The 25,090-nt window shown below is 70.1% G+C and carries 24 protein-coding genes and 1 pseudogene; all 25 read left to right on the top strand.

Annotated features, from left to right (window positions below):
• Position 1: 1 nt before the first annotated feature.
• Positions 2-505: a Holliday junction resolvase RuvX gene (ruvX, locus tag HMPREF3121_RS08020; RefSeq protein ID WP_070521980.1), complete on the top strand. Its 504-nt coding sequence runs from the start codon at positions 2-4 to the stop codon at positions 503-505.
• Between the two features lie 92 nt (positions 506-597).
• Positions 598-1,803 (top strand): endolytic transglycosylase MltG, encoded by a 1,206-nt coding sequence (gene mltG, locus HMPREF3121_RS08015; RefSeq protein WP_083291492.1) that lies wholly within the window; start codon positions 598-600, stop codon positions 1,801-1,803.
• A complete protein-coding gene (locus HMPREF3121_RS08010; RefSeq protein ID WP_070521977.1) occupies positions 1,800-2,615 on the top strand; it encodes a shikimate dehydrogenase in 816 nt (271 codons plus the stop codon). Before mltG ends, HMPREF3121_RS08010 begins: the two co-directional genes overlap by 4 nt.
• 9 nt (positions 2,616-2,624) lie before the next feature.
• Positions 2,625-3,074 (top strand): prepilin peptidase, encoded by a 450-nt coding sequence (locus HMPREF3121_RS08005; protein WP_239251274.1) that lies wholly within the window; start codon positions 2,625-2,627, stop codon positions 3,072-3,074.
• Positions 3,075-3,104: 30 nt separating this feature from the next.
• Entirely contained in the window at positions 3,105-4,298 is a 1,194-nt protein-coding gene (gene aroC, locus HMPREF3121_RS08000; RefSeq protein WP_070521974.1) for a chorismate synthase, read from the top strand.
• A 12-nt stretch (positions 4,299-4,310) separates the two neighbouring features.
• On the top strand, positions 4,311-4,838 hold the full coding sequence (locus tag HMPREF3121_RS07995) for a shikimate kinase (RefSeq protein WP_070521971.1): 528 nt from the start codon (positions 4,311-4,313) through the stop codon (positions 4,836-4,838).
• A 28-nt stretch (positions 4,839-4,866) separates the two neighbouring features.
• A complete protein-coding gene (aroB, locus tag HMPREF3121_RS07990; protein WP_070521968.1) occupies positions 4,867-5,964 on the top strand; it encodes a 3-dehydroquinate synthase in 1,098 nt (365 codons plus the stop codon).
• Positions 5,961-6,413, top strand: a complete 453-nt coding sequence (gene aroQ, locus HMPREF3121_RS07985; protein ID WP_070521963.1) for a type II 3-dehydroquinate dehydratase — start codon at positions 5,961-5,963, stop codon at positions 6,411-6,413. Before aroB ends, aroQ begins: the two co-directional genes overlap by 4 nt.
• Before the next feature lie 45 nt (positions 6,414-6,458).
• Positions 6,459-7,559: a M24 family metallopeptidase gene (locus HMPREF3121_RS07980; RefSeq protein ID WP_070521961.1), complete on the top strand. Its 1,101-nt coding sequence runs from the start codon at positions 6,459-6,461 to the stop codon at positions 7,557-7,559.
• Between the two features lie 92 nt (positions 7,560-7,651).
• The gene (gene efp / locus HMPREF3121_RS07975; protein WP_035123986.1) at positions 7,652-8,215 is read left to right on the top strand and encodes an elongation factor P; all 564 of its coding nucleotides are present in this window, start codon (positions 7,652-7,654) and stop codon (positions 8,213-8,215) included.
• 11 nt (positions 8,216-8,226) lie between these two features.
• Positions 8,227-8,787, top strand: a pseudogene (gene nusB, locus HMPREF3121_RS07970) (transcription antitermination factor NusB); the annotation flags it as partial.
• 108 nt (positions 8,788-8,895) lie between these two features.
• Positions 8,896-9,777 (top strand): PPK2 family polyphosphate kinase, encoded by an 882-nt coding sequence (locus HMPREF3121_RS07965; protein ID WP_070521958.1) that lies wholly within the window; start codon positions 8,896-8,898, stop codon positions 9,775-9,777.
• Between the two features lie 253 nt (positions 9,778-10,030).
• On the top strand, positions 10,031-10,240 hold the full coding sequence (locus HMPREF3121_RS07960) for a hypothetical protein (protein ID WP_070521955.1): 210 nt from the start codon (positions 10,031-10,033) through the stop codon (positions 10,238-10,240).
• Between the two features lie 121 nt (positions 10,241-10,361).
• Positions 10,362-10,961 (top strand): bifunctional pyr operon transcriptional regulator/uracil phosphoribosyltransferase PyrR, encoded by a 600-nt coding sequence (pyrR, locus tag HMPREF3121_RS07955; protein ID WP_070521952.1) that lies wholly within the window; start codon positions 10,362-10,364, stop codon positions 10,959-10,961.
• Positions 10,958-11,914, top strand: coding sequence for an aspartate carbamoyltransferase catalytic subunit (locus tag HMPREF3121_RS07950; protein ID WP_035123990.1), 957 nt, complete (start codon positions 10,958-10,960; stop codon positions 11,912-11,914). The genes pyrR and HMPREF3121_RS07950 overlap by 4 nt, the downstream gene beginning before the upstream one ends.
• A complete protein-coding gene (locus HMPREF3121_RS07945; RefSeq protein ID WP_070521949.1) occupies positions 11,911-13,293 on the top strand; it encodes a dihydroorotase in 1,383 nt (460 codons plus the stop codon). Before HMPREF3121_RS07950 ends, HMPREF3121_RS07945 begins: the two co-directional genes overlap by 4 nt.
• Positions 13,294-13,352: 59 nt before the next feature.
• Complete coding sequence (carA, locus tag HMPREF3121_RS07940; RefSeq protein ID WP_070522065.1) at positions 13,353-14,525, top strand: glutamine-hydrolyzing carbamoyl-phosphate synthase small subunit; 1,173 nt, start codon at positions 13,353-13,355, stop codon at positions 14,523-14,525.
• A gap of 3 nt (positions 14,526-14,528) precedes the next feature.
• Complete coding sequence (carB, locus tag HMPREF3121_RS07935) at positions 14,529-17,870, top strand: carbamoyl-phosphate synthase large subunit (protein WP_070521946.1); 3,342 nt, start codon at positions 14,529-14,531, stop codon at positions 17,868-17,870.
• Positions 17,871-17,877: 7 nt separating this feature from the next.
• Positions 17,878-18,759 carry an orotidine-5'-phosphate decarboxylase gene (gene pyrF / locus HMPREF3121_RS07930; RefSeq protein WP_070521943.1) on the top strand — a complete coding sequence of 294 codons (882 nt, stop codon included), beginning with the start codon at positions 17,878-17,880 and terminating at the stop codon, positions 18,757-18,759.
• A 353-nt stretch (positions 18,760-19,112) separates the two neighbouring features.
• On the top strand, positions 19,113-19,436 hold the full coding sequence (gene mihF, locus HMPREF3121_RS07925; protein ID WP_035123998.1) for an integration host factor, actinobacterial type: 324 nt from the start codon (positions 19,113-19,115) through the stop codon (positions 19,434-19,436).
• 5 nt (positions 19,437-19,441) lie between these two features.
• The gene (gene gmk / locus HMPREF3121_RS07920; protein ID WP_070521940.1) at positions 19,442-20,011 is read left to right on the top strand and encodes a guanylate kinase; all 570 of its coding nucleotides are present in this window, start codon (positions 19,442-19,444) and stop codon (positions 20,009-20,011) included.
• Between the two features lie 153 nt (positions 20,012-20,164).
• Positions 20,165-20,446: a DNA-directed RNA polymerase subunit omega gene (gene rpoZ / locus HMPREF3121_RS07915; protein ID WP_035124002.1), complete on the top strand. Its 282-nt coding sequence runs from the start codon at positions 20,165-20,167 to the stop codon at positions 20,444-20,446.
• A gap of 27 nt (positions 20,447-20,473) precedes the next feature.
• Entirely contained in the window at positions 20,474-21,727 is a 1,254-nt protein-coding gene (gene coaBC / locus HMPREF3121_RS07910) for a bifunctional phosphopantothenoylcysteine decarboxylase/phosphopantothenate--cysteine ligase CoaBC (RefSeq protein WP_070521937.1), read from the top strand.
• 141 nt (positions 21,728-21,868) lie between these two features.
• Positions 21,869-23,080 (top strand): methionine adenosyltransferase, encoded by a 1,212-nt coding sequence (gene metK / locus HMPREF3121_RS07905; protein ID WP_070521934.1) that lies wholly within the window; start codon positions 21,869-21,871, stop codon positions 23,078-23,080.
• Positions 23,081-23,131: 51 nt separating this feature from the next.
• On the top strand, positions 23,132-25,090 hold a 1,959-nt coding region (locus HMPREF3121_RS07900; protein WP_141743039.1), incomplete at its 3' end, for a primosomal protein N'.

Genomic DNA, 25,090 nt, shown 5'->3' with positions numbered 1-25,090 from the left:
CGTGGCGAAGCTCGAGATCGACCGTCCGGGGGCCGATGACCCGGGCCGCGGACGGCGGCTCGGCATCGACGTCGGGGACGTGCGCGTCGGCGTGGCGATGTCCGATCCGGACGGTCTTTTGGCCACCCCCGTGGAAACCATCGCACGGGACACCGGTCGCCGGGGCCCCGACGGGGCGGACATCGACCGCCTGGTGGAACTGGCCGAAGAACTCGACGTGGTGGAGATCGTCATCGGTCTGCCCCTCATGCTTGACGGCACGCCCGGCACGTCCGCCCGCAAAGCGGGGGATGTCGCGTTCCGGCTGCGCCGCCGTTTGGGGGAGGGGGTCTGCATCCGTTTGGCGGATGAGCGCATGACCACCGTGATGGCGCAAGCCCGGCTTCACCAGGCCGGACGCGACGTCAAGGCCGGTCGCGGCGTCATCGATCAGGCGGCAGCGGTGGAGATTCTGCAGTCGTGGCTGGATCAGCGGCGTGATTTTTTGCGCGACACTCGTGACTGAAATGTGACAATCGTCGCCGATATGGGGGAGAATCAACAAGATTGCGCCGACCACCGCCTGCGGTCGGATCCCCGTCCCCCGAGGAGACCGAGATGAGCACTGGCCCGAAGTCGGCCACCCGGAACACGAAGGCACCGAAGCCCGCGCGGGGTCGGCGCCCCCGAGTTCGCCGTCGGCAGACGGCGGTGGCCATCAACGTCGTCTCGGTGTTGTTGAGCGTGATCATCCTCGCCGGCGTCGGCTTCCTGTGGATGCGCGGTGGGGTAGCGGGGGACTTCACCGGCGAGGGCAACGGCGAAACCGTGGTCGTCGAGGTCGCGCAGGGGTCGTCGCTGTCCGATTTGTCGTCGGAGCTGACCGAGATGGGCGTCGTCGCCACCGAGGGCGCGTTCATTTCCGCGGCGAACAACCACGACCGTTCGGGTGAGCTGCAGCCCGGGTTCTACCGCCTGGAGAAGAAGATGTCGGCGGCCGCCGCGGTCGACGCGTTGCTCGATCCGACCAACCAGGCCGGCACGGTGGACATCCCCACCGGCACGCGCCTGGCCGACACCCACATCGTCGCCTCGGATGACGTGCGCAAGGGCATCTTCACCCTCATTTCGGAGGCGTCGTGCATGGGCGACGACGAGTGCATCACGGTCGACGAGCTGAAGCAGGCGGCCGGCACGATGGACCTGGCGAAGCTGAGCGTTCCCGAGTGGGCCACGGCGGAGGTCGGCGCCCGTGGTGACGACCCGCGCCGCATCGAGGGCCTGATCACGCCGGGCGTGCACCAGTTCAACCCGCAGGCCTCCGCCGGCGAGGTGCTGTCGACGCTGGTGAAGGAGTCGGCGGCCCGTTACGAGCAGACCGGCCTGGAGGAGTCGGCGGCGCGGGTGGGCCTGTCGCCGTACGAGCTCATCACCGCCGCGTCGCTGATCCAGATGGAGGCGCCGGACGGCGACTTCGACAAGGTCGCCCGGGTGATCCTCAACCGCCTGGACGAGCCGATGCGCATGCAGTTCGACTCGACGGTCAACTACGACCTGCCGGACCAGGAGGTCGCCACCACCGACGAGGACCGCGCCCGCGAGACGGCGTGGAACACCTACGCCAAGGACGGTCTGCCGGAGACGCCGATCGCGTCGCCGTCCATCGAGGCGATCACTGCGATGGAGAACCCGGCCGATGGCCCGTGGCTGTACTTCGTCACGGTGGACAAGGACGGCCGTACGGTGTTCACGACGACGTTCGAGGAGCACCAGGCGGCGATCCGGGAGTCCATCGACAACGGCGTCCTGGACTCGAACCGATGATCGCCCATCGCGCCGCCGTCCTGGGTGATCCGGTGGAGCATTCCCGGTCGCCGCTGATCCACAACGCCGGGTATGCGGCGCTGGGGCTGGACGACTGGGAATACGGCCGGTTCCGGTGCACGGCGGAGGACCTGCCGCGCATCGTGGGGGAGGCCGACGAGTCCTACGCCGGTTTTTCTGTGACGATGCCGGGCAAGTTCGCGGCGCTGGAGTTCGCCGACGTGGCCACCGACCGCGCCCGCGCCATCGGTTCGGCCAACACGTTGGTGCGCACCGCCGACGGGTGGCGGGCGGACAACACCGACTGCGACGGCGTCACGGGCGCCCTGCGCGAGTTGGGGGCGACGGGTTTGCCGGACGGCCGCGCGGTGCTCGTCGGCGCGGGCGGTACGGCCCGCCCGGCGTTGTGGGCTCTGGCGCAGGCCGGGGTCACGCACGTGTCGGCGGTGGCCCGCTCGGAGCGGGTTTACGCGCTCGAGCCGTTGGCCGCCCAACTCGGCGTCGGCTTCACGTGGGTGCCGTTCACGGCGCCGAACCTCGCCGACGTCGCCGGCGCGGCCGATGTGCTGGTCTCCACCGTTCCATCCGAGGCGTTGGAAAGCTACGCCGGACCGCTGGCGCGTGCGCCGCGCATTCTCGACGTCATCTACGATCCGTGGCCGACGCCGCTGGTGGAGGCCGCGGACCGCGCCGGTCACGTCGCCCTGGGCGGCCTGACCATGCTGCTGCATCAGGCGTTGGGCCAGTTCGAGCAGTTCACCGGCCGTCCGGCTCCGGAGGCCGCCATGCGCGAGGCCGCGTTTTCCGGTTAACTTCCCCGCATGGGGTGCATGGGGTGGGGGAACGTCGCGTGGCTGGCGTGCGCGTGCGCGTACGTGGTCTGGGCCGCGTGGTTGTCGTGGCATGACCTGTCGTCGCGTCGGCTGCCGGATCGGCTGACGCTTCCGGCGGTGCCCGTGGCGGCGCTTGCCTCGCTTTACGACGACTCATTCGCCTCATTCGCCGCGGGCGCCCTGATCTGGTCGGGCGGGTACGCGGCGGTGGGCGTCGTCAAGCCGGGGGTGATGGGCGGCGGCGACGTGAAACTGGCGCTCACGCTGGGCGGCCTCACCGGCTGGCTGGCCGGGATGCCGGGGACGCTGCTGGCCATGGTCGCCGCCGGTACGCTCACCGCGGCGGCGGGCGTCGCCACCCGGAGAACAGCCCTGCCACACGGCCCGTCGATGCTGATCGCCTGCGCGGGGGCCGCGCTCGGGGGACCAATGACGTGACGTCCGTTACGGACATGAGATGATGTGCGCATGCTTCGATGGACCACCGCAGGAGAATCGCACGGGCAGGCGCTCGTCGCCATGGTCGAGGGCGCCCCCGCCGACATCCCCGTCACCCGGGAGGAGATCTCCCGGCAGCTCGCGCGGCGACGCCTCGGCTACGGCCGCGGCGCCCGCATGAAGTTCGAGGCCGACGAGGTCACCCTGCTCGGCGGCGTCCGCCACGGCCGCACGCTCGGCTCGCCGGTGGCCATCATGATCGGCAACACCGAATGGCCCAAGTGGACCACCGTCATGAGCGCCGACCCGGTCGACCCCGCCGAGCTCGACACCGCCCGCGGCGCCACCCTGACCCGCCCGCGACCGGGCCACGCCGACTTCAACGGCATGCTCAAGTACGACCACACCGACGCCCGCAACATCCTCGAGCGGTCCTCGGCGCGTGAAACCGCCGCCCGCGTCGCCGCCGGCACCGTCGCCCGGTCGATCCTGCGCGAGGCGCTGGGCGTCGAGGTCGTCAGCCACGTCATCTCCATCGGCGCCTCCGAGCCGTACGAGGGCGAGCTGCCGACGATCGCCGACCGCGACGCCATCGACGCCTCTCCCGTGCGCGCCTTCTCGAAGGAGGCCGAGGAGTCGATGGTCGCCGAGATCGAGGCCGCGAAGAAGCAGGGCGACACCCTCGGCGGCATCGTCGAGGTCGTCGTCCACGGCCTGCCCATCGGGCTCGGCTCGCACGTGTCCGGTGACGCGCGCCTGGACGCGCAGCTGGCGTCGGCGCTGATGGGCATTCAGTCCGTCAAGGGCGTCGAAATCGGCGACGGCTTCGAGGAGGCGCGCCGCCGTGGCACGCAGGCCCACGACGAGATGGTCCGCGTCGACGGCGGCGCCGGCGTGGACCGCCTGACCAACCGCGCCGGCGGCCTGGAGGGCGGCATGACCAACGGCCAGCCGCTGGTGGTGCGCGCCGCCCTGAAGCCGATCTCCACCGTCCCGCGCGCCCTGAAGACCGTGGACATGGCCTCCGGCAAGGCCGCCACGGCGATCCACCAGCGCTCCGACGTGTGCGCGGTGCCCGCCGGCGGCGTCGTCGCCGAATCCATGGTCGCCCTGACCCTGGCGCGCGCGGTCACCGAGAAGTTCGGCGGCGACTCGCTGGTCGAGCTGCGCCGCAACGTCGACGGTTACCTCGCCCAGGTCGCGGACCGTCTGGACTGGGAGTAGGTTTCGGCAACGATGGCAACTCCCCGCTTAGTCCTCGTCGGCCCGCCCGGCGCCGGAAAATCGACGATCGGCCGCCGCCTGTCCCGGGCCCTGCACGAGCCGCTGACCGACACCGACCACCTCATCGAGGAACGGGAGGGCGACACCTGCGGCAACGTATTCACCAAGCTCGGCGAGCCGCGCTTCCGCGAGATCGAGGAGGAGGTCGTCGCCGAGGCGCTGCAGCGCCCGGGGATCGTCTCGCTCGGCGGCGGTGCGGTGTTGTCGGAGGCCACGCGCGACCGCCTGGCCGACCACGACGTCATCTACCTCGAGGTCAGCGTGGAGGAGGGCGTGCGCCGCACCTCCGGCGAAACCGGCCGCCCGGTGCTCGACGCCGACGATCCGGCGGAGCACTACCGCGTCCTGTACGAGTTCCGGCGCCCGCTGTACGAGGAGGTCGCCAGCTTCAAGGCGCGCTCCGATTCCAGTTCGCCGCAGCGCGTGGTCGCCGAGATCCTCGGCTACCTGGATGCCGCCGACGGCGACGAACGAGACTGACGCTTTCCCCGAAAGGACCCCGCGAACCGTGACCATCATCCCCGTCAACGGACCCGCCCCCTACGAAGTTCTGGTCGGCTCCGGCCTCACGGCGCAGATCGCCGACGCCGCGGGCCAGGCCGCCAACGTCTGCGTCATCCACCAGGGCAGCGTCGCCCCGGCCGCAAACCGCATCGTCGAGGCTCTGGCCGCCAAGGGGGTCTCCGCTTTCGCGTTGGAGATCGCCGACGCCGAAGCCGGCAAGACGTTGGAATCCGCGGGCCGATGCTGGGACGTGCTCGGCGAGCGGGGACTCGGCCGGGCCGACGCCATCGTCGCCGTCGGCGGCGGTGCGGCCACGGACCTCGGCGGGTACGTCGCGGCGGCGTGGATGCGCGGCATCAAGGTCTACCAGGTGCCCACGACGCTGCTGGCCATGGTCGATGCGGCCGTGGGCGGCAAGACCGGCATCAACACCGCGGCGGGCAAGAACCTCGTCGGCGCGTTCCACGAACCGTCGGGCGTGTTCGTCGACCTCGATTTCCTGCGCACCCTGCCGAAGGCGGAGCTGGTGGCCGGCTCGGCGGAGATCATCAAGGCCGGCTTCATCTCGGACACCGCGATCCTCGACCTGTACGAGGCCGACCCGGCGGCGTGCCTGGACGTCGACGGCGCACTGCCGGAGCTCATCGAGCGGGCGATCCGCGTTAAAGCACATGTCGTGGGGGAGGACCTGAAGGAGTCCGGCCTGCGCGAGACGCTCAACTACGGCCACACCTTCGGCCACGCCATCGAGCGCTACGAGGACTACCGCTGGCGCCACGGCCACGCCGTCGCCGTGGGCATGGTCTACGTCGCCGAGCTCGCCCGCATCGCCGGCTTCATCGACGCCGAGCTGGTCGAGCGTCACCGCACGATCCTGGAGTCCATCGGCCTGCCGACCACGTACGAGGGCGACCGTTTCGACGAGTTGTTCGCCGGCATGACCCGCGACAAGAAGAACCGCCGCGGCACGATCCGGTTCGTGGTGCTCACGGCGCCGGGACAGACCACGCGTTTGGAGGGGCCGTCGGAGGAGCAGCTGCGCGAGGCGTACGCGGCGTTGGTTGCGGCCGGCAAGCCCGCGGACGAGGAGTCGGCGCGATGACGTCCGCCCCGACCGTCCTGGTGCTCAACGGCCCGAACCTCAACCGCCTGGGCAAGCGTCAGCCTGAGGTGTACGGGTCGACGACTCTCGCCGACGTCGTCGCCGGCCTGGAGTCCCTGGCCGCCGAGCTCGGAGTCTCCGTCGATTGTCGCCAGTCCAATCACGAAGGCGAGCTCATCGACTGGGTGCACGAGGCCGCGGACAACGGCTGGCCGGTGATCATAAACCCGGGCGGCTTGACCCACACGTCGGTGGTGCTGCGCGACGCGCTCGCCGAGGTCGCCGACGGCGCGGGCTTCCACGAGGTCCACATCTCCAACGTCCACGCGCGCGAAGAATTCCGGCACACGTCGCTGCTGTCGCCCCTGGCCGCCGGAATCATCGTGGGCTGCGGCACGGACGGGTACGGTTTGGCTTTACGACGAATCGCGGCAACCGCCACCCCGTAGCCGCCATCACGTACCTGGCAGCAACCAACCATCAGGAGCCGTCCGATGACCGCCACCATCGATTACGCCGACCGCCGGGCCCGCCTGGCCGAGCAGCTCGAGCACGTCGGCTGCGACGCCATCGTCGTCGACCATCCGCCGCACGTGCGCTGGTTGACGGGTTTCACCGGCTCCAACGGTGCGGTCCTGGTCCACGCCGACGGCTCGGCGATGGTGTCGACCGACGGCCGGTACACCACGCAGATCGGCATCGAGGCGCCGGATCTGGAGCTGCACCTGTCGCGCAATTGCGCCGTCGAGTTGGCCGGTCGGGCCGGTGCCGCGGGCGTCACCCGGCTCGGCTTCGAGGCGGCGCACGTGTCCGTCGCGTCGATGCACCGCATTGCCGCGGCACTCGATCCGGCCGCGGGAGCGGAGTTGACGGAGACCGTCGACCTCGTCGAAAAGCTCCGCGCCGTCAAGGACGACGCGGAGCTGGAGGCGCTGCGCGACGTCGCCGACATCGCCGTGCGGGCCTTCGAGGGGCTGGTGGAATCCGGCATCATCGCCGCCGGCACCACGGAGCGCGCCATCGCCGCCGACCTGGAGCACCGCATGCGCGTCGGCGGGGCGGACGGCATCGCGTTCGAGACCATCGTCGCGTCGGGACCGAACTCCGCGAAGCCGCACGCCGGAGCCGAGGACCGGGAGCTGTGCGACGGCGACCTGCTCACCATCGACTTCGGGGCGGCCAAGAACGGCTACCACTCGGACATGACGCGCACCCTCGTCGTGGGCGGCCCGGAGGCAGCGGAGGACTTCGCCATGGAGATCTACTCCACCGTGCTGCGCGCCCAACTCGCCGGCGTGGCCGCCGCGCGCCCGGGCACCCCGCTGGCCGACGTCGACCGGGCCTGCCGCGAGGTCATCGCCGCAGCCGGGCACGGCGAGTACTTCGTGCACTCCACCGGCCACGGCATCGGCCTCGACGTCCACGAAGCCCCGTTCGCGTCGACCCGGTCGAAGGAAACCCTGGCCGCCGGCATGACGCTCACCATCGAACCCGGCATCTACGTGCCAGGGTACGGCGGCGTGCGCATCGAGGACACGGTCATCGTCACCGACGGTGAACCGGAGATCATCACCCCGCTGCCCAAGACCGTGTGACCGAGTCGACCGGCGCGCCCCTTTAGCGTCCCGGCGGCGGCGGGGGTATCGTATATCGGTCAGACCCGTCGTCTACCCAACAGGAGCTATTCGTGGCAAACACCTCCGACTTCAAGAACGGCCTCGTGCTGAAGATCGACAACAAGCTGCAGCAGATCGTCGAGTTCCAGCACGTCAAGCCGGGCAAGGGCCCCGCGTTCGTGCGCACGAAGCTCAAGGACGTCGTGACCGGCAAGGTCACCGACAAGACCTTCAACGCCGGCGTCAAGGTCGACACCGCCACCGTCGACCGCCGCGACATGACCTTCCTGTACCGCGACGGCGAGGACTACGTCCTCATGGACGAGAAGACCTACGACCAGATCAACCTCGCCCCGCACCTGTTGGGCGACCCGGCCCGCTTCCTGCTGGAGAACACCACCGTGCAGGTCTCCTTCCACGAGGGCGAGCCGCTGTTCGCCGAGCTGCCGGTGTCCGTCGACCTCACCGTCGCCCAGACCGACCCGGGCCTGCAGGGCGACCGTTCCACCGGCGGCACCAAGCCCGCCACCCTGGAGACCGGCGCCGAGGTCCAGGTCCCGCTGTTCATCGAGACCGGCGACGTGCTGAAGATCGACACCCGCGACGGTTCCTACCTGTCGCGCGTGAACAACTGATCGCGGGATCGATGACCGACAACAATTCCGGAAAGACCCCCGCCAAGGATTCCGGCAAGGAAGTCAACTACAAGCGCCGCGGCGCGCGGTACCGTGCCCGCCGCCGCGCCGTGGATCTGCTGTTCGAGGCCGAGCAGCGGGGCGTCGACCCCGCCGCGCTCATCGACGAGCGTCTGGAGCTGGCCCGCGACGACGAGTCCGGCGTCGCCCCCATCGCCGAGTACGCCGAGGAGATCGTCCGCGGCGTGGCCCTGGAGATGGTCGGAATCGACTCCACCATCGCGTCGTACCTGGCGCCGGAGTGGCCCCTGCGCCGTCTGCCCGCCGTCGACCGCGCGATCCTGCGCGTGGGCACGTGGGAGCTGTTCCACAACCCCGAGGTGCCGCCGCGCGTGGCCGTCGTCGAGGGCGTGGAGCTGGCCAGCGAGTACTCCACCGACGTCGCGCCGCCGTACATCAACGCGGTGCTCGACGCCGAGGCCGACATCGCCGACCAGGCCCGCATGGCGGCCGCGGCGGTGCGGGTGACCTCCGCCCCCGCGGACGCCGCTCCGATCGTGCCGGGCACCCCGACCATGCCGGACCCCGGGGTCGAGGTCGTCGAGGCCGGCTCGTCGTCAAGCAAGCCCGCGGACACCGGGGACGACACCGCGGAGACGCAACCGAACTAGCATTGCCCCATGGGCAAAAAACGAAAGCACCGCCACTTCACCCTGGACGACGCGCACGCGCTGAAGGTCGGGGAGGGGTGGCGGCTTTCGCATGTCGACGCCGACTCCACCCCGGGTCTGCCGAACAACGGGAAGGGAAAGGAGATCGCCGCCGACCAGTTCGACGACCACGACGAGGAAATCGCCGACCTGCAGGAGCGGATGTACGCCGCGTCGCGCAGCGGGGACGGGACGGCGCCGACGATCATCATCGTGCTGCAGGGCATGGACACCTCCGGCAAGGGCGGCGTCGTCCGCCACGTGCTCAAGGGCGTCGATCCGCAGGGGGTCGAGGTGTTCTCGTTCGGGAGGCCGACCGAGGAGGAAAAGCAGCGCGATTTCCTCTACCGCTCGCGCATCCGCATGCCCAAACCCGGGCGCATCGGCGTGTGGGACCGGTCGCACTACGAAGCCGTGCTGGTGGAAAAGGTCAAGGAACTCACCCCGCTCGACGAGATCGAGGGGCGCTACGACCGGATCGTCGAGTTCGAAAACGAGCTCGCGGCGCAGGGCGTCCACTTGATCAAGGTCATGCTGCACATCGACCCCGACGAGCAGTACGAGCGCCTGATGGAGCGCTTGGACCGCGACGACAAGCATTGGAAGTTCGACGTCGGCGACATTGCCGACCGCGCCCTGTGGGACGACTACCAGGCGGCGTACGACGAAGCGCTGCGCCGCACGTCGACGGAGACCAACCCCTGGTACTGCGTGCCCGCCAACCGCAAGTGGTACTCGCGCCTCGTGGTCAAGGGCCTGTTGCTCGACACCCTGCGCGGGCTGGAGCTCGAGTGGCCGACCGCCGATTTCGACGTCGAGGACGCCAAGAAGAAGCTCGAGGCGACGAAGTAGTGCGCTTCTGACCGGTTGCAAAAGCGCTAAGACCACCCTTTGGCAGCTGAAGTCGATCGGGCCCGATATGCCCCAGGTGTGGGATGGTCGGGCAAAGTCGCCGCTGAGGCTATCTTGTTCTGGGCCACTCATAAGAGTTGTCAGTTAAGAGTTGCCAGTGGCACTGAATTGCAAAGCTGACGAGTGTGAAATGATGGCTATTAAGTTCAAACCATCCGGAGATATACCAGTTTGGCTCGTAGTTTGCGTAGCCTTGTTGCTCGTCGCCTCCATCGTGGTGCAGACGGTCGGGAACATGGCCGACATGTTCGCCAACCCGTGGGCGTGGGCGCTCAACATCGTCGGACTGGCCGGTGCGCTTTGGCTGCGCAAGACGTGGCTGATCGTGCTGGCCGCCGTGGCCATCCTGTGGCCCATCATCGTCATGGTGCCGCTCATGGCGGTTTCCTTCGGCGCGCCCTGATTCAGGGGCCGGGGGCTGGACGGTTTGGCCCGGGGCGGCTGGTAGGATCGCAGCCGTAACCGTGGGCAATCACGGGACATCCTTTAACGGACCGCACGGAGAGGCGGGGAAGGAGGTCACGATGAGCGACAACACGAACCCGGCGACCCCGGTCGACGGCACTTCCGCAGATACGACGGAACTGCTGAACGCCGACGAGGTCGGTCGGACCGTCGCGCGCATCGCGCACCAGATCATCGAAAAGACCGCGTTGGACGGATCGAGCGCGCCGAGGGTGGTGCTGCTGGGCATCCCGTCGGGCGGCGTGCCCCTGGCCGAACGGCTGGCCGAGCGCATCGAGGAGTACTCCGGGGTGAAGCCGGAGACCGGCTCCCTGGACATCACGCTGTTCCGCGACGATCTGCGGAACCGCCCGCATCGCGCGCTGCAGCCGACGCGGATCCCCGACGCCGGCATCGACGGCACGATCGTGGTGCTCGTCGACGACGTGCTGTTTTCGGGACGCACCATCCGGGCCGCGCTCGACGCCCTCAACGACATCGGGCGCCCGGACATCATCCAGCTGGCCGTGCTGGTCGACCGCGGCCATCGCCAGCTGCCGATCCGCGCCGACTACGTGGGCAAGAACCTGCCGACCGCCCGCCACGAGGACGTCCGGGTCCTCGTCGAGGACATCGACGGCCGCGACGCGGTGATCCTGAGCAGGACGCGGGCGTCGTGAAGCATCTGCTGAGCATCGCCGATCTGTCCAAGGACGAGATCGTGGGCCTCATGGACGAGGCCGACCGTTTCCGGGAGGCCCTGGCGGGCCGCGAGATCAAGAAGCTGCCGACGCTGCGCGGCCGCACCATCTTCACCTGCTTCTACGAGAACTCGACCCGCACCCGCGCGTCGTTCGAAACCGCGGGCAAGTGGATGAGCGCCGACGTGATCAACATTTCGGCGTCGTCGTCGTCGGTGAAGAAGGGCGAAAGCCTCAAGGACACCGCGCTGACCCTCGACGCCATCGGCGCCGACGCCATCGTCGTGCGCCACCCGGCGTCGGGCGCGGCCAAGCTCATCGCCGACTGGACCGGCAAGCACGGTCAGCAGCCGGCGATCATCAACGCCGGCGACGGCAAGCACCAGCACCCGACGCAGGCGCTGCTCGACGCCGTGACGCTGCGCCAGCGACTCGGCGGCATCGAGGGCCGCAAGGTCGTCATCGTCGGCGACATCCTGCACTCGCGCGTCGCCCGGTCCAACGCGGACCTGCTGTCGGCGCTGGGTGCTGAGGTCGTCTTCGTCGCGCCGCCGACGTTGCTGCCCTTCGGCGTGGAGAACTGGCCGGTGCGCGTGGCCCACCGCATGGAGCCGGAACTGCCCGACGCCGACGCGGTGATGATGCTGCGCGTCCAGGCCGAGCGGATGGACGGCGGATTCTTCCCGTCGCACCGCGAGTACGCCACCCGGTACGGCCTGTCCCGCGACCGGGAGAAGCTGCTTCGCGACGACTGCGTCGTCATGCACCCGGGCCCCATGCTCCGAGGAATGGAAATCAACGACCACGTCGCCGACCTGCCGCGCACCGCGGTGCTGCAGCAGGTGTCCAACGGCGTACACGTCCGCATGGCGGTGCTGTTCACGCTGCTGACGGCCGAAACCTCGTTCTCCCCGGAAGGAGCGGCACAGTGACCGGAACGACGACCGGAACCACCACCGGGAACCACCACGACGATTCCGCGTTCCCGCCCGTCGGCCCCCTGGCCGCCGCCGCGCCCGGCGAGCTCCTGCTGACCGGCGTGCGCCCCTACGGCGAAGGCGAGGACGTCAAGGTCCTCATCCGCGACGGCGTCATCGCCGCCATCGGCGCCGACGTCGAGGCCGGCGAGGGCGCACGGGTGCTCGACTTCGATTCGCTGATCCTGCTGCCCGGGCTCGTGGACATCCACGTCCACCTGCGCGAGCCGGGCCGCGAGGACACCGAAACCCTGGCGACCGGTTCGGCCGCGGCCGCGCGCGGCGGCTTCACCGCCGTGTTCACCATGGCCAACACCGCGCCGGTCACCGACGACCCCGCCATCGCCGAGTCGGTGTGGCTCAAGGCCCAGGCCATCGGCCTGTGCGACGTCCACCCGGTCGGGTCCATCACCAAGGGACTCAAGGGCCAGGGCCTGACGGAGTTCGGCATGATGGCCGACTCGCAGGCCAAGGTCCGCATGTTCTCCGACGACGGCAAGTGCGTCGACGACCCGCAGATCATGCGCCGCGCCATCGAGTACGCCCGCGGCGAGGACGTCCTGCTGGCCCAGCACTGCGAGGATCCCCGCCTGACCAAGGGCGCCGTCGCCCACGAGGGGCCGACCGCCGCCCGCCTGGGGCTGGGCGGCTGGCCGCGTGTGGCCGAGGAGTCCATGGTCGCCCGCGACGCGATCATGGCCCGCGACTACGGCGGACGCATGCACATCTGCCACGCGTCGACCGAAGGCACCGTGGAACTGGTCAAGTGGGCGAAGGAACGCGACATCCCGCTGACGGCGGAAGTCACCCCGCATCACCTGATCCTCACCGACGCCCGCCTCGAGACCTTCGACGGCGTCAACCGCGTCAACCCGCCCCTGCGCGAGGACCGCGACGCGGCGGCGCTGCGCGAGGCGCTCATCGAGGGCGTCATCGACTGCGTGGCCACCGACCACGCGCCGCACGGCTCGGAAGAGAAGTGCTGCGAATTCGAGCACGCCAAGCCCGGCATGCTCGGCCTGGAGACCTCGCTGCCGATCATCGCGAAGGAGTTCGTCCTCGACGGGCCCTGCGACTGGCGCTGGCTGGCGAAGGTCATGAGCGAACGGCCGGCGGAGATCGTCCGCCTGCCCGGCCACGGACGCCCCATCGCCGTCGGCGAGCCCGCGAACCTCACGGTCGTCGACCCCGGCCGCCCCTGGACGGTCCGCGGCGCCGACCTGGCGTCGAAGGCCGAAAACACCCCCTACGAAGACATGGAGATGGCCGTCTCCGTCGCCGCCACCGTGTTGCGCGGCCGCGTCACGGCCCTCGACGGAAAGGCCGACGCCTGATGGGCAAGCACCACAAAGACGACATGCTCCATGCGGAGAACATCGAGAAAGGCAGCCACGTGAGCAACGCCCCCGCGGACAAGAACACCCCCGCGGTCCTGGTCCTCGCCGACGGCAAGGTCTTCCGCGGCCGAGGCTTCGGCGCCACCGGAACGACCCTCGGCGAGGCGGTCTTCACCACCGCCATGACCGGCTACCAGGAAACCCTGACCGACCCGTCGTACCACCGGCAGATCATCGTCGCCACGCCGCCGCAGAGCGGCAACACCGGCTGGAACGACGAGGACTCCGAGTCCCGCGACGGCCGCATCTGGGCCGCAGGCTACGTCATCCGCGACCTGTCCCGCGCGCCGTCGAACTGGCGCACCAAGCGGACGCTGGTCGACGAAATGGTCGGGCAGGGCCTCATCGGCATCCGCCAGATCGACACCCGCGCCCTCGTGCGCCACATCCGCGACCACGGCTCCATCGCAGCGGGCATCTTCTCCGGCGACGACGCCGCCAAGCCCGTCGACGAACTCGTGGAGATCGTCCGCGCGCAGCCGTCGATGGCCGGCGCGAACCTGTCCGAAGAGGTCACGGTGGGGGAGACCTACGTCATCGAACCCGAGGGCGAGCCGACGGCGACCGTCGTGGCCTATGACCTCGGCATCAAGGCCAACACCCCGCGGGAGCTGGCCAAGCGCGGCGCCAAGGTCGTCGTCGTGCCGGCGAACACCCCGTACCCGCAGATCAAGAAGGACCACGACCCGGACGGCGTGTTCATCTCCAATGGCCCCGGCGACCCGGCCACCGCCGACGCGATGGTCCAGGTGGCCAAGAACGCCCTGGACGACGGCATGCCGCTGTTCGGCATTTGCTTCGGCAACCAGATCCTCGGCCGTGCCCTGGGCCTGAACACCTACAAGATGCGCTTCGGCCACCGCGGCATCAACGTGCCGGTCAAGGACCACGTCACCGGCACCATCTACATCACCGCCCAGAACCACGGCTTCGCCCTCGAGGGCACCGCGGGCGAGAGCTTCGACACCCCGTGGGGCCCGGCCCGCGTCACCCACACCTGCCTCAACGACGACACCGTCGAGGGCGTCGCGCTCGAGTCGGGCATGGCCTTCTCCGTGCAGTACCACCCGGAGTCGGCGGCCGGCCCGCATGACGCCCACAACCTCTTCGACGACTTCATGGCGCTGATGGACCGCGCCGGCTCGAACAACCAGGAAGGCCAGAACTAGAACATGCCTCGCCGCAACGACATCAATCACGTCCTGGTCATCGGTTCCGGTCCGATCGTCATCGGCCAGGCCTGCGAGTTCGACTACTCCGGCACCCAGGCGTGTCGCGTCCTCCGCGAGGAGGGGCTGCGCGTCACGCTGATCAACTCCAACCCGGCGACGATCATGACGGACCCCGAGTTCGCCGACGCCACCTACATCGAGCCGATCCAGACGTCCTACATCGAGAAGATCTTCGCCAAGGAAGCCGCGGAGGGTCACCCGATCGACGCCGTGCTGGCCACCCTCGGCGGCCAGACCGCGCTCAACGCCGCCATCGCGCTGGACCGCGAAGGCATTCTGGAGAAGTACGGCGCCGAGCTGATCGGCGCGGACATCCCCGCCATCCAGCGTGGCGAGGACCGCCAGATGTTCAAGGACATCGTCGCCAAGATCGGCGGCGAGTCGGCCCGCTCCCGCGTGTGCCACAACATGGACGAGGTCCACGAGACCGTCAAGGAACTGGGCTTGCCCGTCGTCGTCCGTCCCTCCTTCACGATGGGCGGCCTGGGCTCCGGCCTGGCGTACACCGAGGAGGACCTGGAGCGCATCGCCGGCGGCGGCCTCGCCGCCTCGCCGGAGGCCAACGTCCTCATCGAGGAGTCGATCCTCGGCTGGAAGGAATTCGAGCTCGAGCTCATGCGCGACGGCGACGACAACGTCGTGGTCATCTGCTGCATCGAAAACGTCGACGCCCTGGGCGTCCACACCGGCGACTCGGTCACCGTGGCCCCGGGCCTGACGCTGACCGACCGCGAGTACCAGGTCATGCGCGACCAGGGCATCGCCATCCTCCGCGAGGTCGGCGTGGCCACCGGCGGCTGCAACATCCAGTTCGCCCTCAATCCGCGCGACGGCCGCCTCATCACCATCGAGATGAACCCGCGCGTGTCGCGTTCCTCGGCGTTGGCGTCGAAGGCCACCGGCTTCCCGATCGCCAAGATCGCCGCGAAGCTGGCCATCGGCTACACGCTCGACGAGATCACCAACGACATCACCGGCGAGACCCCGGCGGCCTTCGAGCCGGTGCAGGACTACGTCATCGTCAAGGCCCCGCGCTTCGCCTTCGAGAAGTTCCCGGGCGCCGACGACACCCTGACCACGACCATGAAGTCCGTGGGCGAGGCCATGGCCATCGGCCGCAATTACATCGGCGCGCTCGGCAAGGCCATGCGTTCGCTGGAGTCCAAGCCCGCCGGCTTCTGGACCCAGCCCGACGAGTACTTCGCCGGCGACCGCGCCACCGACGTCGACGCCGTGCTGGCGGACCTCAAGCGCCCGACCGAGGGCCGCATCTACGACGTGGAGCTGGCCCAGCGCCTCGGCGCCACCGTCGACCAGATCCACGAGGCCTCCGGCCTGGATCCGTGGTTCATCACCGAGATGGAAAACCTGCAGGACATTCGCACCGCCCTGCTCGAGGCCTCCGTCGTCGACGAGGATCTGCTGCGCGAGGCGAAGTACTGGGGCCTGTCCGACGCCCAGATCGCCGCGCTGCGCCCGGAGCTCGCCGGCGAAGAGGGCGTGCGCCTGCTGCGCTGGCGCCTGGGCGTCCACCCGGTCTACAAGACCGTGGACACCTGCGCCGCCGAGTTCGAGGCAAAGACCCCGTACCACTACTCGGCCTATGAACTCGACCCGGCCGCCGAGTCCGAGGTCACGCCGCAGACCGAGAAGGAGAAGGTCATCATCCTCGGCTCCGGCCCGAACCGCATCGGCCAGGGCATCGAGTTCGACTACTCCTGCGTCCACGCCGCGCTCGAGCTGTCCCGCGTCGGCTACGAGACCGTCATGGTCAACTGCAACCCGGAGACCGTGTCCACGGACTACGACACCGCCGACCGCCTCTACTTCGAGCCGCTGACGTTCGAGGACGTCATGGAGGTCTACCACGCGGAGTCGCAGTCGGGCACCGTCGCCGGCGTCATCGTCCAGCTGGGCGGCCAGACGCCGCTGGGCCTGGCGCAGCGCCTCGAGGCGGCGGGCGTGCCCATCGTCGGCACCACCCCGGCCGCCATCGACCTGGCCGAGGACCGCGGCGAATTCGGCAAGGTCCTCGCCGCCGCCGATCTGCCGGCCCCGAAGTTCGGCACCGCCACCTCCTTCGCGGAGGCGCGCGACATCGCCGACTCCATCGGCTACCCGGTGCTGGTGCGCCCGTCCTACGTCCTGGGCGGCCGCGGCATGGAGATCGTCTACGACGAGGCCACGCTGGAGGACTACATCAACCGCGCCACGGAGCTTTCCGACGAGCACCCGGTGCTGGTCGACCGGTTCCTGGACAACGCCATCGAGATCGACGTCGACGCCCTGTGCGACGGCGACGAGGTCTACCTGGGCGGAGTCATGGAGCACATCGAGGAGGCCGGCATCCACTCGGGCGACTCCGCCTGTGCGCTGCCGCCGATGACGCTGGGCCAGGGCATCATCGACCTGGTCCGCGAGTCCACCCGCAAGCTGGCGCACGGCATCGGCGTCAAGGGCCTGATGAACGTCCAGTACGCCCTGCGCGACGACACCCTTTACGTCATCGAGGCGAACCCGCGCGCATCCCGCACGGTGCCGTTCGTGTCGAAGGCCACCTCGGTGCCGTTGGCGAAGGCCGCGTCCCGCGTCATGATGGGCGCCACCATCGCCGAGCTGCGCGAGGAGGGCATGCTGCCGCGCGACGTCGACGGCGGTTCGCTGCCGCCGGAGGCACCCATCGCGGTGAAGGAGGCCGTGCTTCCGTTCAACCGCTTCCGCAGCCCGGACGGCCGTGAGCTCGACAGCCTGCTCAGCCCCGAGATGAAGTCCACCGGCGAGGTCATGGGCCTGGCGGGCGACTTCGGTGCGGCGTACGCGAAGTCGCAGGCCGGAGCCTACTGCGAGCTGCCCACCGAAGGCACGGTGTTCGTCTCGCTGGCCAACCGCGACAAGCGCATGCTGGTCTTCCCGATCCAGCGCCTGGCCGGCCTCGGCTTCCGAATCCTGGCCACCCACGGCACGGCGGGCATGCTGCGCCGCAACGGCATCGAGTGCGAGGTCGTCAACAAGCTCACCGAGGATGGCCCGGAGGTCGCCGGCGAGAAGACGATCGTCGACGTCATCCGCGGCGGCGAGGTCGACCTGGTCATCAACACCCCGGTCGGTTCCGCCGACGTCCGCTCGGACGGCTACGAGATCCGCGCGGCGGCGGTGGCCATGAACATCCCGTGCGTCACCACGGTCCAGGGCGCCGTCGCGGCGGTCCAGGGCATTTCCGCGGTGCGCAACAACGAGATGGAGGTGCGGGCCCTCCAGGACCTGCACGTCCTCGGTCAGTAGGTGCGCGGTGCCGGATAACGCCACCTCCGCTTCTTCGGCCGGCGCCGGGCGCGCGAGCTTCGGTTCGCGTCTCGTCGCCGCGACGAAGCAGCGTGGACGCCTGTGCGCGGGCATCGACCCGCACCCGTCGCTGCTGCGCGACTGGGGGTTGACGGTCGACGCCGCGGGCGTGGAGACCTTCACCCGCATCTGCGTCGAAGCCTTCGCGGGCACGGTCGCGCTGGTCAAGCCGCAGGTCGCCTTCTACGAGGCGTACGGCTCGAAGGGTTTCGCGATCCTCGAGCGGGCGCTGGCGGACTTGGCCGACGGCGGTGCCCTGACGCTGGCCGACGCCAAACGCGGCGACATCGGATCGACGATGGCGGCTTACGCCGATGCATGGCTTTCCGACGGTTCCCCCTTGGCCGTCGACGCGGTGACGGTGTCGCCGTACCTGGGCTTCGGTTCCCTCGAACCGGCCCTGTCGCTGGCGGAGGACACCGGACGCGGCGTGTTCGTGCTGGCGGCGACCTCCAATCCGGAGGGCCGGTCGGTGCAGGACGCGGTGGTCGACCGCGACGGCGCGTCCGTGGCGTTGTCGCAGGACATCGTCGATCGCGCGGCCGAGCGCAACGCGCCGCACATCTCGGCGGGCGACGAGTGCGGTCCCGTTGGAGTCGTCGTCGGCGCGACCCTCGACCGCGCGCCGCGCCTCGACGAGTTGAACGGGCCGATCCTCATGCCGGGAGTCGGCGCCCAGGGCGCGGGCCCGGAGGACGTGAACAGGCTCGCCGGCGATTGCGCCCGGTTGGCGCTGCCGAACATCTCGCGCGGCATCCTGCGCCATGGGCCGAACCCCGAGGCGCTCGCGCGCGCCGTCGCCGACGCGGCGGGGGAGTATCCCGCGTAGCGCAGACGCCGCACACCGAACGTCGCGAACCGCCGTTCCAGCCCAGCCACCAGCCGTTAGGCGGAGGCTGCGCAGGGACGGCGGTTCTTGCGCTGAGACAACCGGTGCTATGATTGCCGGAGTTGATCGGCCGTCGCGCCGGTCGGCGGCTCACACGGTCGCGGAGGTTCCTCACGGGAGATTCCGCAGGTCGTCGGAAAGCAGCCGCCGGTCGCACGAAGGGCCGCGTGATGTCTCCAACCCGGACGACACGCGCGGCGCATTGACACGAAATCGTGTTGGTGAGGTACGGTCACCTCCGGTCCGAATGACCGGACCATCCCGAAACGTCTAATTTTTTAACGGAGGAACCCGTGGCCCTTCCGCAGTTGACCCCCGAGCAGCGTGCAGCCGCCCTCGAGAAGGCCGCCCAGGCCCGCAAGGTCCGCGCCGAGCTGAAGGACAAGCTCAAGCGCGGTGCGACCGATCTGCCCGAGGTCCTGAAGCTGGCCGACGAGGACGAGATCATCGGCAAGATGAAGGTCTCCGCCCTTCTCGAGGCCCTGCCGAAGGTCGGCAAGGTCAAGGCCCAGGAGATCATGACGGACCTGGAGATCGCCCAGACCCGCCGTCTGCGCGGCCTCGGCGACCGTCAGCGTCGCGCCCTGCTGGAGCGCTTCGGCTTCTCCGCCGAGTAATCGCCATGTCCGGGGACTCCGCTTCTCGCCTCGTGGTTCTTTCCGGACCCGCCGGCGTGGGCAAGTCGACCGTCGTCGACCGGCTCCGCGCCGAGGTCCCGGACCTCTACTTCAGCGTTTCCATGACCACGCGGGCCCCGCGCCCGGGCGAGGTCGACGGCCGTGACTACTTCTTCGTCGACCGCGAGGAGTTCGACCGGCGCATCGACGCCGGCGAGATGCTGGAATGGGCCGACATCCATGGCGGCCTGCAGCGTTCGGGAACCCCTCGACGCCCCGTGGAGGAGGCCCTCGCCGCCGGCCGTCCGGTGCTCGTCGAGGTGGACCTCGCCGGAGCCCGGTCGATCCGGCAGTCCTCTCCGGACGCGCACTTGCTTTTCCTCGCCCCTCCCAGCTGGGAGGTTCTCGTGGAGCGGCTCACCGGCCGCGGCACGGAATCCGAGGAGCACATCAAGCGCAGGCTGGAAACGGCGCGCACCGAGATGGACGCGATGGGCGAGTTCGACCAGAGGGTCGTCAACGAGGACGTCGACCGGGCGGTCGCGGAGATCAGCGCGGCACTGCTCGGGAAATGACCCGCCGGCGGTCGGAGCCGGAATGGTCCGCCATTCCGACGCCGCCGCCGGTTTTTCACACGCCGGACACCGTCGCCGGGACCCGGCTCGCATGCTCTCGCCGCATGCGGTTCACATACAGGCTTTCACTACCAGGACAGGGAGATCGTCACAGTGACCCAGGACAGCACCGCCGCCCCCGAAGCCGTCTTCGACCCGCCGGTCGGCATCACCAACCCGCCGATCGACGAGCTGCTCACGACCGCGTCGTCGAAGTACGCGCTGGCGATCTTCGCGGCCAAGCGCGCCCGGCAGATCAACGACTACTACCAGCAGATCGACGAAGGCATGCTCGAGTACGTCGGCCCCCTGGTGACCCCGGGCGTGGCCGAGAAGCCGCTGTCCATCGCGCTGCGCGAGATCAACGCGGGCCTGCTCGAGCACACCGAGGGCTAGGCGGGCTGAGACGTGGCGGGCAGCGGCATGGCGGGTGATGGTCGGCTCAACGTCGTCGTCGGGGTGTCCGGGGGGATCGCCGCCTACAAGGCGTGCCACCTCGTGCGGGCCTTCACCGAACGCGGACATTCCGTTCGCGTGGTGCCCACGCCGTCGGCCCTGAACTTCGTCGGGGCCGCCACCTTCGAGGCGCTGTCGGGCAACCCGGTGTCGACCCAGGTGTTCGACGCCGTCGACGAGGTCCGCCACGTGCGCGTCGGCCAGGAGGCCGATCTCGTCGTTGTCGCACCCGCCACCGCCGACCTGATGTCGCGGGCGGCCCACGGCCGCGCCGACGATCTGCTCACCGCGACGCTGCTGGTGGCCACGTGCCCGGTCGTCTACGCGCCGGCCATGCACACCGAGATGTGGAACCATCCCGCCACCCGCGACAACGTTGCCACGTTGCGCCGCCACGGCGCCATCGTCCTCGATCCCGCGCACGGCCGGCTCACCGGCGTCGACACGGGCCCGGGGCGTCTGCCGGAGCCGGAGCAGATCGCCAAGTTCGCGCTGCTGGCCGTGGAGGAGCCCGCGGCGTTCACCCGCGATCTCGAGGGCAAGCGGGTGGTCATCACCGCCGGCGGCACCCGGGAGGCCATCGACCCGGTGCGCTTCATCGGCAACCATTCCTCCGGCCGCCAGGGATTCGCCCTGGCCGACGTCGCCGCCCAGCGCGGCGCCGACGTCACCCTCATCGCCGGCGCCGTCGACGCGCTGGACACCCCGCCCGGCGTGACGCTGCGGTCGATCACCTCGGCCCGCGATCTCGACGCCGCCGTGGCGCAGGAGGCGCAGGGGGCGGACGTGGTCATCATGGCCGCCGCGGTCGCCGATTTCCGTCCCGCCTCCGAGTCCGACGCCAAACTGAAGAAGGGCGCGTCCGACGACGCCCTGTCGCGCATCGACCTGGTGGAAAACCCCGACATCCTCGCCGCCACCGTCCGCCGCCGCGCCGACGGCGAGCTCGACGCCGACACGATCATCGTCGGCTTCGCGGCGGAGACCGGCGACGCGACCGCCACGCCGCTGGAGCATGCCACCGCGAAGCTCGCCCGCAAGGGCTGCGATCTGCTCATGTGCAACGACGTCTCCGGCGGCGCCACCTTCGGCGCCGAGGACAACGTCGGATGGATCCTCTCCGCCGACGGCTCGGTCGACGAGGTGCCGCGCGGTTCCAAGCACGCCGTGGCGTCGCGCATCCTCGACGCCGTGTCCCGCACTGCGGCCGCTCGGGCTTGACGACGGGCGTCGTCACGCGACACGACCCGTCACCGGTACCCCCTGCGGTACCGAATGAACCGCTTGGTCTATGATTCGGCAGGTACCCAGACAACGAACCCGGCGCGGCGGGAAACCACCGCGCGGTTAGGAAGGCTTTCCGTGGCTCACGACCTTCGCCTGTTCTCCAGCGAATCCGTCACCGAGGGGCATCCGGACAAGATCTGCGACTCGATCTCCGATGCGATCCTCGACGCCCTGCTCGAGGTCGACCCGGACAGCCGCGTCGCCGTCGAAACCGTCGTGACCACCGGCCTGGTCCACGTCGTCGGCGAGGTGTCCACCACCGGTTACGTGGAGATCCCGCGCATCGTCCGCCGTCGCCTCATGGAGATCGGCTTCGACTCGTCGGAGAAGGGCTTCGACGGCACCACCTGCGGCGTGTCGGTGTCCATCGGCGAGCAGTCCCCGGAGATCGCCGATGGCGTCACCGAGTCGCTGGAGTCCCGCAGCTCCGGCGGCGAGATCGAGGCCGACGACCGCGCCGGCGCCGGCGACCAGGGCCTCATGTTCGGCTACGCCGTGCGCGAGACCCCCGAACTGATGCCCCTGCCGATCGCGCTGGCGCACCGCCTGGCCCGCCGCCTGACGGAGGTGCGCAAGGACGGCACCCTCGACTACCTGCGCCCGGACGGCAAGACCCAGGTCACCGTCGGCTACGACGACAACGACGTGCCGGTCGCGCTCGACACCGTGGTCATTTCCACCCAGCACAACCCGGGCGTCACCCATGCCCGGCTGGAGGAGGACCTGCGCCGCGAGGTCATCGACCCGGTGCTCGGCGCCGAGGGCCTGCCGGACCTCGACGTGTCGGAACTGACGCTGCTGATCAACCCGTCGGGTTCGTTCGTCGTCGGCGGCCCGATGGGCGACGCCGGCCTGACCGGCCGCAAGATCATCGTCGACACCTACGGCGGCATGGCCCGCCACGGCGGCGGCGCGTTCTCGGGCAAGGACCCGTCGAAGGTCGACCGTTCCGCCGCGTACGCCATGCGCTGGGTGGCCAAGAACGTCGTCGCCGCCGGCCTCGCCGACCGCGTGGAGGTGCAGGTGGCCTACGCCATCGGCCGCGCGAATCCGGTGGGCCTGTACGTGGAGACCTTCGGCACGGGCACCGTGGACCGCCGCACCATCGAGGACGCGATCCGCAAGGTGTTCGACCTGCGTCCGGCGGCGATCATCCGGGAGCTGGAGCTCAAGCGCCCGATTTACGCGCAGACCGCGGCCTACGGTCACTTCGGCCGGTCCGACGTGGACCTGCCGTGGGAGCGGGTCAACCGTGTGACGGAGCTGCGTGCGGCGGCGGGCGTGTAGCGCCTCCGTCGATGGGGCATTCGCGGCGGCCCGTCTCTAAGATGGGTTGCCATGACGACGACCCGGGACACCATGGCCGACCGGCCGGTGGCCCGGGTTTTGCCGTTGCTGGGGTTGCCGCAGCTGGACCGGCTTTTCGACTATTCGGTGCCGGAGACGTTGTCGGCGCAGGCGCTGCCGGGCACGCGGGTGCGCATCCGGTTCGCGGGGCAGCTGGTCAACGGCATCGTGTTGGAGCGGGCGGCGTCGGCGGAGCATGAGGGGGCGCTGACGCCGATCAAGGACGTCGTGTCGCCGGAGGTGGTGTATCCGCCGCAGTTGGCGGCGCTGGTCGATTCGCTGGCGGAGCTGTACGCGGGCGTGCGGTCGGACATCATCCGTTCGGCGGTTCCGTCGCGGCATGCGCGGGCGGAGAAGGCGCGTGGCGCGGGTCCGGGGCCGTCGTGGGAGGAGTTGGGGCGGCTGGAGCTTGACGACGTCGACCTGTCGGCATGGAACGCCTACGCCTTCGGAGGGTCTTTTGTGCGGGCGGTGCGCTCCGGGGCCCACGCCAGGGCGGCGTGGCATCCGGCACCGGGGGAGGACGTGGCCGCGCGGTTGGCCGAGTTGGCCGTGACGGTCGCCCGCGACGGCGGTGGGGTGCTCGTCGTCGTGCCGGATCAGCGGGCGCTAGACGCGGTCGAGGCGGCTCTGCGGGAGTTGGTCAGCCCCCGGCAGATCACGACGCTCGCCGCCGGCCTCGGCCCCGAATCGCGGTATCGGCGTTACCTGGACATCCTGCACGGGCAGGGGCGCCTGGTGGTGGGCACTCGGTCGGCGGCGTATGCGCCGGTGCGTAATCTGCGGTTGGCGGTCATCCTCGACGACGGCGACGACAATCTCGTCGATCCCCGCGCCCCGTACATCCACGCCCGCGACGTGCTGGTCACCCGCTCGGCGTTGGAGGGGTGCGCGCTGATCCTCGCGTCGGCGACGCGCACGGCCGAGGTGGAGTTGCTCGTCGAGTCCGGGTGGGCCCACGGACTGGTGCCCACGGTGGAGACGTTGACCGCCCGCATGCCCGACATCGTCGCCACCGCCGACACCGGGGCCGATCCCGAGGACGTCTCCCGCGGCAGGTTGCCCGCCGCGGCATTCCGCATCGCCGCCGCGGCGCTGCGCGACGATCTGCCGGTGCTGGTCCAGGTGCCCCGCAAGGGATACGTGCCCACGTTGGCGTGCGCGCGGTGCGGGACGCCCGCACGGTGCCGGCACTGCAATGGGCCGTTGGAGATTCCGCATGGCCCGTCGCCCGACATGGCCGGCGACGCCGCACCGCCGACGTGCCGTTGGTGCGGCCGAGTCGACGTGCGGCACCGATGCCACTCCTGCGGCGGCACGAGGATCCGCCCGGTGATCATCGGCTCCGACCGCACCGCCGAGGAACTGGGGCGCACGTTCCGGCCGCATCCGGTGATCTCGTCGTCGGGGGAGCGGATCCTCGACGAAGTCAAGGGCGGGGCGCGGATCGTCGTGGCCACTCCCGGCGCCGAGCCGAAGGTGCCCGGCGGTTACGGTGCGGCGCTGATCCTGGACACGTGGGCGACGATGAACCGCCAGGACCTGCGGGCACAGGAGGAGGCGATGGCCACGTGGGCGCGGGCGGTGCATCTGGTGCGGCCGGCGGCCGCGGGCGGACACGTGGTCATCGACGCCGACGCCGCCGTGCCGGTGGTGGGCGACCTGCTCACGTGGGACGTCACCGGCGCCGCCGCCCGGGAACTCGCCGACCGCGACGCCGCCGGACTGCCTCCGGCGACGAGGATGGCGGCGATCGACGGCACCGCCGAGGGCGTGGAGCGCTTCATGGCAGATTTCGAGCCGCCGGAGGGCGCGGAAATCCTCGGCCCGGTCGACATGCCGCCCGGGGGACGGCCGCCGGCGGGCATCGAACCCGGCACGCCGGTGCGTCGGCTGCTCGTGCGAGTGGAGCGCTCGCGGGCCCGGGAGCTCGGCCGGGCGCTGCGGGCC

This window comes from Corynebacterium sp. HMSC11E11, assembly GCF_001807025.1.
In the GTDB taxonomy this organism is placed as follows: domain Bacteria; phylum Actinomycetota; class Actinomycetes; order Mycobacteriales; family Mycobacteriaceae; genus Corynebacterium; species Corynebacterium freneyi.
This window is presented reverse-complemented; position numbering and strand designations above follow the sequence as displayed.

Excerpts from the sequence above, each read along its gene's own strand:
- HMPREF3121_RS08005 (WP_239251274.1), top strand. The coding sequence starts at position 2,625 with ATGGGGTGCATGGGGTGGGGGAACGTCGCGTGGCTGGCGTGCGCGTGC.
- gmk (WP_070521940.1), top strand. The coding sequence starts at position 19,442 with ATGTCCGGGGACTCCGCTTCTCGCCTCGTGGTTCTTTCCGGACCCGCC.
- pyrR (WP_070521952.1), top strand. The coding sequence starts at position 10,362 with ATGAGCGACAACACGAACCCGGCGACCCCGGTCGACGGCACTTCCGCA.
- HMPREF3121_RS07965 (WP_070521958.1), top strand. The coding sequence starts at position 8,896 with ATGGGCAAAAAACGAAAGCACCGCCACTTCACCCTGGACGACGCGCAC.
- aroC (WP_070521974.1), top strand. The coding sequence starts at position 3,105 with ATGCTTCGATGGACCACCGCAGGAGAATCGCACGGGCAGGCGCTCGTC.
- mltG (WP_083291492.1), top strand. The coding sequence starts at position 598 with ATGAGCACTGGCCCGAAGTCGGCCACCCGGAACACGAAGGCACCGAAG.
- HMPREF3121_RS08010 (WP_070521977.1), top strand. The coding sequence starts at position 1,800 with ATGATCGCCCATCGCGCCGCCGTCCTGGGTGATCCGGTGGAGCATTCC.
- HMPREF3121_RS07995 (WP_070521971.1), top strand. The coding sequence starts at position 4,311 with ATGGCAACTCCCCGCTTAGTCCTCGTCGGCCCGCCCGGCGCCGGAAAA.
- HMPREF3121_RS07980 (WP_070521961.1), top strand. The coding sequence starts at position 6,459 with ATGACCGCCACCATCGATTACGCCGACCGCCGGGCCCGCCTGGCCGAG.
- carB (WP_070521946.1), top strand. The coding sequence starts at position 14,529 with ATGCCTCGCCGCAACGACATCAATCACGTCCTGGTCATCGGTTCCGGT.
- coaBC (WP_070521937.1), top strand. The coding sequence starts at position 20,474 with ATGGCGGGTGATGGTCGGCTCAACGTCGTCGTCGGGGTGTCCGGGGGG.
- aroQ (WP_070521963.1), top strand. The coding sequence starts at position 5,961 with ATGACGTCCGCCCCGACCGTCCTGGTGCTCAACGGCCCGAACCTCAAC.